This is a genomic window from Halomonas sp. JB37 (assembly GCF_002332255.1).
In the GTDB taxonomy this organism is placed as follows: domain Bacteria; phylum Pseudomonadota; class Gammaproteobacteria; order Pseudomonadales; family Halomonadaceae; genus Vreelandella; species Vreelandella casei.
This window is the reverse complement of record NZ_NRGW01000001.1, coordinates 1,403,238-1,417,027: the sequence shown is the minus strand read 5'-3', so window position 1 is coordinate 1,417,027 and position 13,790 is coordinate 1,403,238. Positions and strand designations below refer to the sequence as shown.

Annotated in this window: 10 protein-coding genes; 6 read left to right on the top strand and 4 right to left on the bottom strand. The window is 54.7% G+C overall.

All coding sequences use genetic code 11. The annotated features are described in order from the left end of the window. Positions 1 to 34 precede the first annotated feature (34 nt). Positions 35 to 931, top strand: a complete 897-nt coding sequence (locus CIK78_RS06590) for a LysR family transcriptional regulator (protein ID WP_096278382.1) — start codon at positions 35 to 37, stop codon at positions 929 to 931. 108 nt (positions 932 to 1,039) lie between these two features. On the opposite strand, the gene CIK78_RS06585 is transcribed toward CIK78_RS06590, so the two are convergent. Then, a complete protein-coding gene (locus CIK78_RS06585; RefSeq protein ID WP_096278380.1) occupies positions 1,040 to 3,223 on the bottom strand; it encodes an OsmC domain/YcaO domain-containing protein in 2,184 nt (727 codons plus the stop codon). Between the two features lie 175 nt (positions 3,224 to 3,398). Next, a complete protein-coding gene (locus CIK78_RS06580; RefSeq protein WP_096278378.1) occupies positions 3,399 to 4,037 on the bottom strand; it encodes a TetR/AcrR family transcriptional regulator in 639 nt (212 codons plus the stop codon). An 88-nt stretch (positions 4,038 to 4,125) separates the two neighbouring features. On the opposite strand from CIK78_RS06580, the gene fabF reads away from it, so the two are divergent. Then, complete coding sequence (gene fabF, locus CIK78_RS06575; protein WP_096278376.1) at positions 4,126 to 5,397, top strand: beta-ketoacyl-ACP synthase II; 1,272 nt, start codon at positions 4,126 to 4,128, stop codon at positions 5,395 to 5,397. Positions 5,398 to 5,423: 26 nt separating this feature from the next. Here the strand turns inward: fabF and CIK78_RS06570 are convergent, their stop codons facing one another. Further along, positions 5,424 to 6,305: an alpha/beta hydrolase gene (locus tag CIK78_RS06570; protein ID WP_096278374.1), complete on the bottom strand. Its 882-nt coding sequence runs from the start codon at positions 6,303 to 6,305 to the stop codon at positions 5,424 to 5,426. A gap of 175 nt (positions 6,306 to 6,480) precedes the next feature. Here CIK78_RS06570 and CIK78_RS06565 point away from each other — a divergent pair, with 175 nt between their 5' ends. After that, positions 6,481 to 7,284 carry a helix-turn-helix transcriptional regulator gene (locus CIK78_RS06565; protein WP_096278371.1) on the top strand — a complete coding sequence of 268 codons (804 nt, stop codon included), beginning with the start codon at positions 6,481 to 6,483 and terminating at the stop codon, positions 7,282 to 7,284. Here CIK78_RS06565 and CIK78_RS06560 read toward each other — a convergent pair. Continuing rightward, positions 7,281 to 7,868, bottom strand: a complete 588-nt coding sequence (locus CIK78_RS06560; protein WP_096278369.1) for a TetR/AcrR family transcriptional regulator — start codon at positions 7,866 to 7,868, stop codon at positions 7,281 to 7,283. The genes CIK78_RS06565 and CIK78_RS06560 overlap by 4 nt on opposite strands. Before the next feature lie 172 nt (positions 7,869 to 8,040). Between CIK78_RS06560 and CIK78_RS06555 the strand changes: the two genes are divergently transcribed. Genes CIK78_RS06555 through CIK78_RS06545 form a run of 3 tightly spaced genes read left to right on the top strand, consistent with a single transcriptional unit; the run spans position 8,041 to position 13,765 of the window. Beyond that, on the top strand, positions 8,041 to 9,255 hold the full coding sequence (locus tag CIK78_RS06555; protein ID WP_096278367.1) for an efflux RND transporter periplasmic adaptor subunit: 1,215 nt from the start codon (positions 8,041 to 8,043) through the stop codon (positions 9,253 to 9,255). Beyond that, positions 9,252 to 12,356, top strand: coding sequence for an efflux RND transporter permease subunit (locus CIK78_RS06550; protein ID WP_096278365.1), 3,105 nt, complete (start codon positions 9,252 to 9,254; stop codon positions 12,354 to 12,356). The genes CIK78_RS06555 and CIK78_RS06550 overlap by 4 nt, the downstream gene beginning before the upstream one ends. After that, the gene (locus tag CIK78_RS06545) at positions 12,356 to 13,765 is read left to right on the top strand and encodes an ATP-binding protein (RefSeq protein ID WP_096278363.1); all 1,410 of its coding nucleotides are present in this window, start codon (positions 12,356 to 12,358) and stop codon (positions 13,763 to 13,765) included. Before CIK78_RS06550 ends, CIK78_RS06545 begins: the two co-directional genes overlap by 1 nt. Positions 13,766 to 13,790: the final 25 nt, after the last annotated feature.

Sequence of the window (13,790 nt, the reverse complement as noted above, 5' to 3'; positions counted from 1 at the left end):
GTAAGCTTGGAAACACTTTCCCGGATTTGAGCCTATGAACCTTGATTACCTTAAAGTCTTTATTGTTATCGCTAAGCAAGGCTCTATCCTTGCGGCCTCCAAGGCGTTAAACATTCCCAAATCGACTGTGGCACGCCACCTTGAACAGCTAGAAAGGCAGCTATCCCATCAGCTAGTACTGAGAAATACGCGACACTTACGTCTTACCGCTGAGGGCCAGCGTCTGTATCATCTGGCAGAGGACATCATCAGCGACTTAGAGGAAGTCGAGCATGAGATGAAGGGTCGACATGGCAACCTGAGCGGTAAGATTACTGTCGCCATCCCTTCCGAATTCGGTGTCAAATGGCTCAATGAAAGTATCGCTGATTTTGTGATCGACCACCCGGACATCGCCATCGACTGTATCACCAGCATGGCGCCCCTCGACCCTATCAGGAGGGACGTGGATGTCTCGATCTGCTACCACCGTGGCAAACTGTCCGATAGCGGCATGGTGGTTCGCCCACTGGTCAGCATGCGGAGTGCCGTGGTCGCCGCACCTTCGCTCATTGCCGACTATGGCCAGCCCGCTTCGGTGCAGGAACTCAGGCAGTTACCCTGCATCTCGACATTAACAGCGCTACAGGCGAACCCCTGGCATTTCATTGATGAGGAAGGCCGAACCATCGCTCTGGATGTACCCACTCGCTATCGCGTTGACAGTAGTTTGATGCTCATCGCCGGTGCCCACGCTGGAGTCGGGTTCGCGATCATTCCGTATGAGTTTTGCAAGGAAAGCATTGAGACAGGTGATCTGATCGAATTGGAGCTAGATCTTAAACCAGCACCGCTTGAAATCGTCGCGATCCATCCAGATCGGAAAAGCATTTCGTCACGAACGCGTGCGTTCGTAGATATCGTAGAGAAGCAGTTACTGTCACGCCACTGATACCAACAAGTAACAGTGGCATAACTCAATTGTATTTAACGCACCCTAAACCTTCTTTCCTGACGCCGTAACGCCAGCAGATCGGCTTATCTCGCTGTTGAGGGGGGCTTAAATAACCGCTTTCGCCGCCCGAGCAGCGTGGAGCTTTTTATAGCTTTCAATCAAGCGCTGGTGGCGCTCTAGGCCTTCTAACTGCATGTTAGTGGGCGTTAGGCCGTGGAAACGTACCTCGCCACTCACTGAACCAACCACCGCCACCATGGTGGCTTCGCCGAACATGCGCTGGAAGTTATGCAGATAATCTTCAAGCGCCAGCTCGTCATCCAACACAATTTCCAGCACCGCGTTCACCGCCTGGTAGAACAGGCCGCGCTCGACGGTGTTGTCGTTGTACTGCAGGAACATCTGAACACAGTCCAGCGCTTCTTCGTGACGGCCAAGCGCCAGGTAGACCAACAGCTTCAGTTCCAGAATCGTCAGCTGTCCCCACTCGGTGTTTTCATCAAACTCGATACCGATCAGCGTGATGATATCGGTGTGGTCATCCATCTGGCTCTCTTCCAGCCGCTCGACCAAGTCAGTCAGTTGATCATCGTCGAGGCGATGCAGATTAAGAATATCCTCGCGGTAATCCAGCGCCTTATTGGTGTTATCCCAGATCAGATCTTCGATGGGATATACCTCCGAGTAGCCCGGCACCAGAATTCGGCACACCGGCGCGCCCAGGTCTTCGTGTACCGCCATATACACTTCGGCACCCAGCTCTTCAAAGATACCAAACAGTGTCTCAGCTTCTTCCTCGTTGCTGCCGGAGAAGTCCCACTCGCTGAATTCAAAATCGGGCTTGGCGCTAAAGAAGCGCCAGGACACCACACCTACCGAGTCGATAAAGTGCTCAACGAAGTTATTGGGCTCGGAAACCGTCTGCGAATTAAACGTCGGTAGCGGCAGATCGTTCAGGCCTTCGAAACTGCGGCCCTGCAACAGCTCGGTCAGGCTGCGCTCCAGCGCCACTTCAAAGCTTGGATGGGCGCCAAAGGAGGCAAACACGCCGCCGGTGCGCGGGTTCATCAAGGTGACGCACATCACCGGGAACTGCCCGCCCATGGAGGCATCTTTGACGAGCACAGGAAAGCCTTGAGCCTCCAGCGCGCTAATGCCTTCCACAATGCTCGGATATTTCGCCAGCACGTCTTGCGGTACATCCGGCAGGCTTAATTCCTGTTCGAGGATTTCACGCTTTACCGCTCGCTCGAAAATTTCGGAAAGACACTGCACCTGCGCTTCTACCAGCGTATTACCGGCACTCATGCCGTTGCTCAGGAACAGGTTTTCGATCAGATTCGAGGGAAAGTAGATTGTCTCGCCATCAGAGCGGCGGACAAAGGGCAGCGAAACAACGCCCCGCGCCTCGTTACCGGAGTTGGTATCAATCAGGTTGGAACCGCACAGCTCGCCTTCGGGATTGTAGATAGCTAGGCAGTGATCATCGAGAATCTCGGCGGGCAGCTCGTCACCCGGCCCCGGCAGGAACCACTTTTCATTGGGGTAGTGAACAAACTCACTGTTGGCAATCTCGTCGCCAAAAAACTGATCGTTGTAGAAAAAATTACAGCTTAAGCGCTCAATAAACTCACCCAGTGCCGAGCATAGGGCGCTCTCTTTGGTCGCCCCTTTACCGTTGGTAAAACACATGGGAGAGGCGGCATCGCGAATATGCAGTGACCAAACATGAGGCACGATATTGCGCCAAGAGGCGATTTCAATCTTCATGCCCAGTTCCGCCAGCATCGCGCTCATATTGGCGATGGTTTGCTCTAGCGGTAAGTCTTTGCCTTCAATGTAAGTACTGCCACCTTCCGGCGCGCCCATCAGTAGCGCCTGGGCATCCTCATCAATGTTTGCAACCGTTTCAATTTGAAAATCAGGACCGGCTTGCACCACTTTTTTAACCGTGCAGCGGTCAATAGACCGCAGGATGCCCTGGCGATCTTTCTCAGAAATATTTTCCGGAAGTTCGACTTGAATTTTAAAGATTTGATTATAGCGATCTTCTGGATCGACGATGTTGTTCTGCGAGAGGCGAATATTCTCGGTAGGAATATCCCGCGCGTTGCAGTACACCTTCACAAAATAGGCCGCGCACATGGCGGATGACGCCAGGAAATAGTCGAAAGGACCCGGCGCCGAACCATCACCTTTATAGCGGATAGGCTGGTCAGAAATGACCGTAAAGTCGTCGAACTTAGCCTCTAGCCGGAGGTTATCGAGATAGTTAACTTTAATTTCCATGTACGAGCATCCGGGGGTAATGAATTTGGCTAGGCATTTGAATAAACAGGGCCGTAGGCTGATTGGCTGCCATTATCCAGTTTTTACCCTGTTTCGTCTTGTATACGTTAACTCCCGCTCAGCTTGCCCATAAAATATTAAGAAGCGTTTAAAAAATCATCTGCGAGGCGGGTTATTACCCATGCAGCATGTTTTCTGCTTCGTTTTCACTAACGCCCATCATTAGTAAAATTTGACGCTGCGTTGCCGTCAGCACCTGTTTGCTCTCGGCTTCTCCAGGCAAACTTTTGGCAATGGCCACAGCGCCTATCAACGATGCCAATATGACCCTAGCCTTATCAGCAATCACGTTACGGTCATTGGCGAAGGGCAGTTTCTTCAACTTCCCTAGCGCCATAAGACGGGTTTCTAGCATCTTTTTCATGCGTGAATAAGAGGCTTCAAACAGGGTGCGAATTTCTTCTTTTTCGCTGCCAATCTCATTGAAAAGCACCGCTTCCGGGCCCGGTTCGTGCTTATTTACCAGCTCTTGGAGATTGCAATAATTGGCAACTAGATCCGTCAGGTGCTGCACCGATAGCGGCCCTTTTACCAACCTTGCCGTTTGGCTTTTATCCAGCGTAAGACGCACTGACTCGTTGTAGAGCGCTTCTTTTGAAGCAAAATGCGTATAAAAGGCGCCGTGAGTCATCTTTGCGAGCTTCATGATCTGGCCAATTGATACCTTCTGAAAGCCTTTACGGCTGAATAACTCCGCAGCAGAGGCCAAAATACGCGCTTTCGTTTTCGATTTATGGCTTTGGGGATAAGGCATAGTTACCTCGTCGTATACCAATAAAATATGATCTTGATCATATCTTGTCTGGTGCTAGGGTGGCGACATCAATAACTCTGGAATCGCTATGCAATCACCTATTGTTATTACCGGCATGGGCATGGTCAGCCCGTTAGGAAACAACGTTAATACAAGCTGGGAACGACTGTTAGAAGGCCAGTCCGGCATCAGTACGATCAGCCGCTTCGATACCAGCGATATTCCCATCAAAATTGCCGGCGTCGTTCCTGAACACCGCCATGACCCGGCCGGCGGGATTGATCTGGATAGTATTGCCGACCCGAAAGAACGCCGCAAATTGGATCTGTTTAGCCTGTATGCGCTAGCCGCCGCTAAGGAAGCGTTGCAACAGGCCAACTGGCAACCATCGGAACACGCCCAAAAGCGCCGAACAGCGACGATTATTGGCTCAGGCATAGGCGGCTTCCCAACCATAACTCAAGCGCAAAAAACACTCGCAGAACGCGGTTATCGAAAAATATCGCCGTTCACCGTACCCGCTTTTTTAGCCAATCTGGCAGCCGGCAACCTGTCGATTCGCTATGGTTTTCAAGGCCCGTTAGGTTGCCCGGTAACGGCCTGTGCGGCAGGCTTGCAAGCCATTGGCGATGGCATGCGCATTATCCGCAGCGGTGAAGCCGATGTGGCACTCGTCGGCGGTGCAGAGGCATGCATTGACCCGCTCTCGCTGGCCAGCTTCAACGCGTTAAAAGCGCTTTCCACTGAATCTATCACGCCTGAGCGTGCCTCTAGACCGTTCGACAAAGACCGTGACGGCTTTGTGATGGGTGAAGGCGCGGGCGTTATAGTGATAGAAACGCTTGATCATGCCCTTGCTCGTGGCGCAACACCGCTGGCGGTCATTAGCGGCTACGGCACTAGCGCGGATGCACACCATATTACCGCCGGGCCAGAAGATGGTGGAGGTGCAGCCCTAGCAATTCAAGCAGCTCTTGGCATGGCCGGCCTTTCCAAAGATGCCATTAATCATATCAACGCCCACGCAACGTCCACGCCGGTTGGCGACCGCGCTGAAATCGCCTCGTTACGCAACGTGTTTGGCTCCCTGCTGCCCAACATACCGATTTCAGCCACTAAGTCGTCTACAGGCCACCTGTTAGGGGCAGCCGGAGGTATAGAAAGCATTTTTTCTGTCATGGCCGCGATGACTGATCAAATGCCGCCAACCATTAACCTTGAGCACTGCGACGACGAGATGCAGGACTTAAACTTTGTCACCGCCAGCCCACGCGATCATTCCACCCAGCATGTGCTATGCAATGGATTTGGCTTTGGAGGCGTTAACGCAGCGCTGATTATCAGCAAGATCAAGCGCTAAGTTTTGAAGGGCTCAGTTTTGAAGGGCTATGCCTTGAGCAAAAACGGTAATGCTTCTTCTAACAGCTGCTCGGGAAGTTCTTCAGCAATATAATGGCCGCAGGGAAGCGACTTGCCTTCAACGTGAGAGGCCACTTTGCGCCATTCGCCCAAGGCATCGAAGCAAGCTTCGATTGCCCCTTCAGCTCCCCACATCACTTTCAATGGGCAGCTCAGCTTAATGCCTGAATCAATGTCCGCCTGGTCGTGCACTAAATCGATCGTGGCGCTGGCGCGGTAGTCGCCGCAAATGCCGGAGGCGGTACCGGGCAGTGACAAACAGCGTTCGTATTCCGCCAGCGCTTCGGCTGAAAAAGGCGCCATACCGGCGCTACGCGCTCCCATGACGCTCTTTAGATACTGGGCAGGATCGCTGCTGATCAGCATTTCTGGCAGCGGCTGCGGGCGAATAAGAAAGAACCAGTGCCAGTAAGAGCGTGCAAAAGCCTCTGACGTGCCACGATACATGGCCAGCGTAGGCGCAATATCCAGCAGCACCATCCGCGTTACTCGCTGAGCATGGTCAACGCCTAGCCGGTGAGCAACGCGGGCGCCTCGATCGTGGGCCAGCACTTTAAAGCGCTCAAAACCCAATGCCGTCATGAGCTCCGCCATGTCGTTCGCCATGGTGCGTTTGGCATAGTTGAGATGCTCGGTATCATCGTCAGGTTTACTGCTATCGCCGTAACCACGCAGATCAGCCGCTATCACCGTAAAATGCTCGGCAAGCGACGCCGCTACTTTATGCCAAATCACGTGGGTCTGCGGATGACCGTGCAGCAACAGCAGCGCAGGGCCACTGCCGCCCATGCGAAAAGTCATTTCGATGCCGTTAACGCGACGCTTCGTTTTTTCAAACCCATGAAACATAACACGCTCCTGATTTACTGCAAAAGTCGGCTGGCTGTATATAGTGCTAGCATAACCTTATTCACCAGAAAGCCGCTACGTTGAAGGCTTCCTGGCGAGAGGAAGCCATTGCACTATCACGCGTTAGGCATCACATTAGGCAGTCACGAAACCAAGAGAGGAAGCCGAGCTGCCCATGCATGACGACTTTGTGGCCAACCTGCGCCTGCTCTGCAGTTACTATCCGTCTATTGCAGAGATATGTCGGCGTTTAACGATCAATCGCGCCCAGTTTAATCGTTACCTGAGTGGACGTTATCGACCCAATCACGCAGCACTGCAGCGCATTTGCCACTTTTTCGGCGTCACTACTGAGGATATCGCCCTTCCCCATCATGACTTTCGTACACTGGTTCAAACCGGCCAACTAACGTCAGAAGCAAGCCCAGCAACCTTACCCTGGCCTAACGCATTGGTGCAGCGGGGCAGTGAAACCATGGAACGCTACATTGGCCGCTACTTTGAGCTTTATCATTCAATGTCTCGACCAGGCCAGTTAATGCGTACCTTAGTTTGCTTAGAAGCACGGGAGGGTGGCGTAGTCTATCAGCGCACCGAGCGGATGCAGGCCATGCTCGGCAACCGCTCATGCCACAATCGCTATGTAGGCACAGCAGTTAAACTGGCTGACCGGCTATTCTTGGTCGATCATGAAACGCTTAACGGTCATGAAATCACACAGACCATCCTGTTTCCGAGCTTTCAGAGCCAGGTGACGCGTTTAACGGGGTTAAAAATGGGCGTAGCTGATAACAGCGAACGTATGCCCTGCTGTGTGCGGGTGGTATATCAGCGTTTGGATGAACAGGTGAGTCTTCGCGAAGCACTAACGCAGTGTGGCTTAATAGCGCTGGATGATCCGTCCATTGATGATGCTCTAATAGCCGCGACTCAAAACGATGTGGCCGCTGATGAGCACCACTTTCGTGCCCGCCATTAGGACGGCACCAGCACCTGCTTAAACAAAATAGTTTCAAAATGATCCATGGGCTCGACAGATTTCAACGTTTTGGCGCGTAAAATAGCACCTTCCCAGCCGGTTAAAATAAAGCTAGCAAGCGCTTCTGGAGCAGTGTGAGTAGCAATATCACCCCGCGTTTGAGCGTCCTGCAAGCAGTTCACCAGCCGCTGTTCCCAGCGCTGAAATACAAGGTTTAGCGCATCACGGAAGGTATCGCTTTGGCCTGAAAGCTCTTGTCCAAGATTACCAATCAAACAGCCAGTGGCGTGATCACACTCATGCATATAGTCACGACCTGATGCAAAATAGCGCCTCAGGCGCTCTAAAGGCGGCGTGTTGCTATCTTCCAACAGCGTCACTAGCGAGGCGTCATACGTGGTGGCAAAGCGTTCAATCACTGCCAGCCCAAAATCTTCTTTACTAGAGAAGTAATGGTAAAAAGAGCCCTTAGGCACGCCGCACGTTTTTAAAACAGCATTAATGCCCGTTGCGTTGTAGCCTTGCTGGCTGATCAGTTGGGCACCACTATCAATCAGCTTGTCGCGCGTTGCGGTATTTTTCATACGTTTAAAGTAGACCAGTGAGTCTATTGATACCAAATGAATATGAATTAGATATCAATTGCATGGTATTTGCACATTGCTTGACTAATCGCTGCGTAACAATGCGTGATGCTAGCATCATACGCTCATTTTTCTGGAATTTTCGCTCTTAGCACATGGATAACGCGCGGTAATGACCTCAATACGCTCCTTCTCGTCGTCTCACTCCTCTTATCAGCAAGGCCGTATTCGTCTGGGTGCAGTAGTTGCGTTATTGATTCTTATCGGCACGTGCATGCTCGCCTGGTGGATTATGACTCAGCCACCCCGCATTGAGCGTACTGCACCACCAGAACCACTGCCCAGCATGGTAGACGTGATGAGCATTTCTGCGAGCACCCAGGCGCCCCATCTATATGGATTTGGCCGCGTCGAGGCAGAGCAAGAAACTATGCTGGCCAGCCGTGTGGCGGGCCAGCTTGAGCGCTTTGCACCAGGCGTTGTGCCGGGACAAGTCGTCGAGCAGCAGGCGCCGGTCGCCTATATTGATCAGGCCGATCTCGCGCTTACTCTTGAGGATGCGCAGGCGCAGCTAGCCAATGCCCAAGCCCTGCTGGCACTAGAGCAGGCAGAGCAGCAGCGCGCACGCAGCGAATACGAGTCTTTTGGCCGCCAGCTTTCTGCCGAGCGCCGTGCGCTGGTTCTGCGAGAACCGCAGTTGCGCCAAGCCCAGGCCCAAGTGACCCAGGCGCGAGTGGCCCGAGATCAGGCAGCGCTTAACGTTGAACGCGCCACCCTGGTGGCTCCATGGCGCGCCATGGTACAAGCGCGCTTAGTGGGTGCTGGCAGCCTGCTTAGCCAGGGAACGGAAGTAGTGCACTTAGTGGGCGTTGAGCAATTTTGGGTACGCGCCTCCCTGCCCAGCGAGTGGACCGAGTGGTTGGAAATGGGCAGCCAGATTACCTTAACCAGCCGCGGCTGGTCTGAAGACGCGACGCGTGAAGGCACGCTGGTATCGATGTTACCCAGCCTGGAAGAAAACGGTTTACAGGCACAGCTGTTAATCGCCGTTAGCGACCCGCTCGCACTAGAAAGCGATGGCCCTGCCCTGCGCCTGGGTGATGTTCTGCGTGTTTCATTCCAACCAACCATTCAGCACCAGCTCATTTCAGTACCCTCTGCCGCGCTGCGCCCAGGCGACATCGTTTGGCAGGTAGATGAGGAGAATCGCCTGCGCCGTACGCCGGTGACCCTGGCTTATCGCGGAGAAGATGATGCCTTGATCCGCAGCGGCCTGACCGCAGGTCAGCGGGTCGTTACCGCAGGCTTAACCCAGCCCCGCGAAGGCCAGCTCGTGCGCATCCGACGCCCCAGCGATACACCGGCTCAAGAGGGAGACGGGTCATGAAGACACCGCGTGGCCCACTGGCATGGATGGTCGATCACGGGGTAGCACCTAACCTACTCATGGTGCTGTTTATTGTGGGCGGCTTAATGGCCTCGCTGGCGATTAAGAAAGAAGTCTTTCCTGAGTTTGATATTGAAGTGGTGCAAGTGTCTATCAGCTACCCGGGGGCGACGCCTGAAGACGTTGAACAGAGCCTGCTGCTGCCGATGGAAGCCGCGATTGCCAATGTAGAAGGCATTGATGAGCTGACCGCGACGGCCAGTGAAGGGCGCGCCAACGTCAGCGCCTCGCTGATTGATGGCGTTGACGTGATGCGCGCCTATCAGGATATCCAGCAGGCGGTAAATGCTATCACCACTTTGCCCAGTGCCGCCGATCCACCCCGCTTTACACTTGCGGGGCGCTCGCGAAGCGTACTGAGCCTGCAGGTATATGGCCAAGTAGGCCTAGAGGCGCTACACGACGCCGCTGAAGAAATACGCGGTGAGCTCCAGGCGACCGACGGCATATCTCGCGCAGAGCTATCGGGTAACCGCGAACGAGAGATTCAAGTTCATCTGGATGAAGAAGCTATCGAGCGCTATGGCTTGGATCATCAGCAGCTGGCTACTCGCATTGGCGAAGAGGCGCTTGACCTTGCCAGTGGTCAGCTGACGACGGCAGAAGGCGAATGGCTTATTCGCTATCAGGGCCGGCGTAACAGTGCCGAGGCCTTCGCCGAGCTACCCATTCTGACCAGCGCACAAGGATCGCCCATTATGCTGGGCGACATCGCGACAGTCAGCGACGGCTTCGCCGAGACCGACCGCGAAGAGTTTTATAACGGTCAACCCGGGCTCTCAGTGGATGTTTATCAAATTGGCGACCAAACCCCGACCAGCATCTCTGAAGCGGTCAACGGTGAGCTTGAGCGGTTACGCTCAGGCCTGCCAGAGGGCGTTAGCCTTGATATCTCCCGAGACAGTTCAGAGGTATATGAAGCCCGCCTTAGCCTGTTGTTGAAAAATGCCTGGATGGGGCTAGCGCTGGTATTAGTACTCATGGCGCTGTTTTTGGAAGCCCGTCTGGCATTCTGGGTCACGCTGGGCATCCCAACAGCGTTCCTAGGCGCAATGCTGTTTCTGCCCTGGATTGGCGTGTCGCTGAATATGATGTCGATGTTTGCCTTTATCATCGCCCTGGGCATTGTGGTGGATGACGCCATCATCGTCGGCGAGAATATCTATAGCTACCGTGAAGAAGGCTATTCACTGCGCGATGCAGCGGTTAAAGGGGCTAGCGAAATTGCCACGCCGCTGACGTTCGCCATTCTTTCTAATATCGTCGCGTTCCTGCCACTACTGTTTTTACCCGGCTTTCTGGGGCTTATTTTTGCGACGGTACCGGTCGTTGTGGTCACGGTATTTTTAATTTCCTGGCTGGAGGCACTGGTGATTCTTCCCGCCCACCTCGCACATAGTCGCAAGCCGCGCAATACGCCTGCGTGGCAGCGCCCATTAGAAGCACTTCGCCAACGCCTTCAAGGTGGTTTACACCATTTCACATACCATCAGTTTGAGCCATTCCTACAGCGTGCCCTTAACCAGCGTTTGCTCAGCATTGCGCTGGGCATTGCGGTGCTGTTGGTCGCCCTTTCCTGGGCAATGAGCGGGCGCTTGGGGTTTTCCCTCATGCCCCGCGTCGAATCAGACCAGGTGCAGGCGACGGTCACACTGCCGATTGGTAGCAATATCAGCATCAGTCGTGAACTCAGCCAACAGCTTCTTGACGCCGCAGAGCAGCTTAGCGAACGCGAAGAAACGCTCAGTTTTGGCAGCTCGCGCAGCCGCCTGGATGGTGAAAGCCTAGAGGTTCGCCTCGACATTGCCAGCGAAAGCCTGGAAGCATGGCCGCCATCGCGAATTGCCCGCGAGTGGCGCGACCTAACCGGCGATTTATTAGGCGCCCAATCAGTGCGCTTTGAAGCCGATGTAGGCGGCCCCGGCAGCGGTGCGGCACTGAGTCTGCGACTTTCACACCCCAATACACAGGTGCTTGAAGCCGCCGCTGAACGGTTAGCCGAAACGCTGAGCGGCTATGGGCTTACCGATATCGATAGCGGCCTGGGCGACGGTAAGCCCCAGTTAGAAATACGCCTTTCATCAGAAGGACGCTCGCTGGGCCTAACCGGCAACAACTTAGCACAGGCGCTGCGCGGCCCCTTACAGGGCGCGACCGCTCTAGAGCAATACGTAGGACGTAGCGAAATTAGCGTTGAGGTACGCTTACCTAACAATAATCGCGACAGTTTGAACGCCCTCTACCGCATGCCGGTACGCACCCCTGACGGGCTGAGCGTGCCCCTGTCTCGCGTTGCGGATATCACCATTAGCCAAGCCTCCAGCAGTCTTGAGCGCATTAACGGGCGACGTATTATTACCGTCACTGCGGACTCTGAAAACGACCTTGCCATTAACCAGGTGCTCGCCACGTTACAAGACGAGGTGTTCCCCACGCTGGAAGCGACCTGGCCGGGGCTAGAGGTCAGCATGGGCGGTCGCCAGCAGGACACCGCCGACAACTTAGCCACGTTAAAAACCTCCATGTGGTTAATGATTGCCGCGCTCTATGCGCTGCTGGCTATCCCGTTTAGAAGTTATTCGCAGCCGCTGCTGGTACTGGCAGCGATCCCCTTCGGTATCGTCGGCGCGGTGGCCGGTCATATGATCATGGGTTTTGGGCTTTCCATTATCAGCCTGCTGGGAATGCTCGCGCTTTCCGGCGTGGTCATCAACGATGCGCTGGTGCTGATCGACTACGCCAACCGCAAACGCCGCGAGGGAATGGCAGCCAGAGAAGCCATTGTGGCCGCAGCCACGCGTCGACTCCGCCCCATTATGATGACCACGCTGACGACATTTCTAGGGCTGGCACCGATGATTCTAGAGACGTCACGACAGGCGCGCTTCATGATTCCTATGGCGATTTCACTAGGCTTTGGCATGCTGTTTGCCACCGCTATTTTGCTAATTCTGGTGCCCTGCCTCTACTTAGGCATGGAAAATGTTCGAGAACGGCTGAGCGCGCCGCGTCAGCCTAGCCAAGCAGGAAGCACACAGTGATGGCGTTGCATGGGCCACTACGTCAATGGCGCCCTTCCCGGCTGGGGCTCAAACTATTTGCGATTATCCTGAGCGTCAATGTGGCCATCTCAGTAAGCATGTTTATGGCGGTTTCCTACAGCATTGACCGCGGCTTTTACGATTATCTCAACCAAGCGCAAGAGCGTCGGGCAACACTGCTGGCAGATGGCCTCATAACACGCTGGGAGACCCAAGAGAGCTGGGAGTGGTTGGAGCAATCCCCGGAACGCTGGGCATCTATTGTGCGGTTTGAACTGGGCCAAGAGCATCAAGACCGCCCCTCTCCACTAGGTGAAGCGCGGGATTTTGCGCTACGTGATGCTGAGGGCCGTTTTTTAGTGCCTGCCAATGGCAGCCAGGCAGGCTCAGGCAACTGGCATTGGCTGAACCTGCACAGCGCCGAGGAAACGATCGGTTCGCTGGGCTTTCGACCTCCTCGCGAGATGATGGAGCGTATGGAAAGCCGCTTCCTTGAGCGCCAACAGCGCAATCTTACCCTGATCGTAATATCGCTATGTGTAGCTTCTCTCCTGCTCGCGGGCGGCTTGTCCTGGTGGTTAGGGCGGCGTACACGGGCACTCGCGGGCGCCACGCTGCGACTGACAGAAGGTGACTATACGACTCGATTGCCTGAGCGTGGCCGCGACGAGCTGTCGCGTTTGGCGCGAGATTTCAACGTACTTGCCGCAACGCTCGAAGCTAGCCGCGATGCCCGAGCACGCTGGGTGTCCGACACGGCGCACGAGCTGCGCACGCCGTTGGCCGTTCTACGTGGGGAAATTGAAGCGATGCAAGATGGCATCCGCCCTCTCAACCAGGAGAACCTCAGCTCGCTTGCTCAAGAAGTTAGCCAGTTGGAACGCCTAGTCACTGACTTACGCCTGCTGTCACAAAGCGATGCAGGTGCGCTGGATATCCAACTTGCACCGATGGACCTTAGCGACTGTCTTGTCAGCCGCCTCGCCGACGCAGACCGCTGGTTAATGGACAGCGGCTTAACGCTGACGGAGCAGATCGCTCCTGGCATAATGGTACGTGGCGATGCCCAGCGCCTGCATCAGCTATGGAACAACTTGTTGGATAATAGCTGCGCCTACACCCAACCACCGGGAGAGCTGCGCGTTACGCTTACCGCGCAGCAGGGCTTTGCAGTCGTTACCTGGGAAGACAGCTCGCCCGGGGTGCCCGAGGGAGAACTGGCGCGCTTAACCGAGCGGCTGTACCGTGTAGAGGGCTCACGTAACCGGTCAAGCGGCGGCAGCGGCTTAGGCCTGTCAATTGCCAGTGCGCTAATCAATGCGCATGGGGCAACGCTAACGCCCTCTGCTTCTACGCTGGGCGGGCTGCGCTGGACACTGCGCTTTCCTTTGCTAACATCTCATTTATAGGCTTTCACCCTCACTGCTAAGCGAG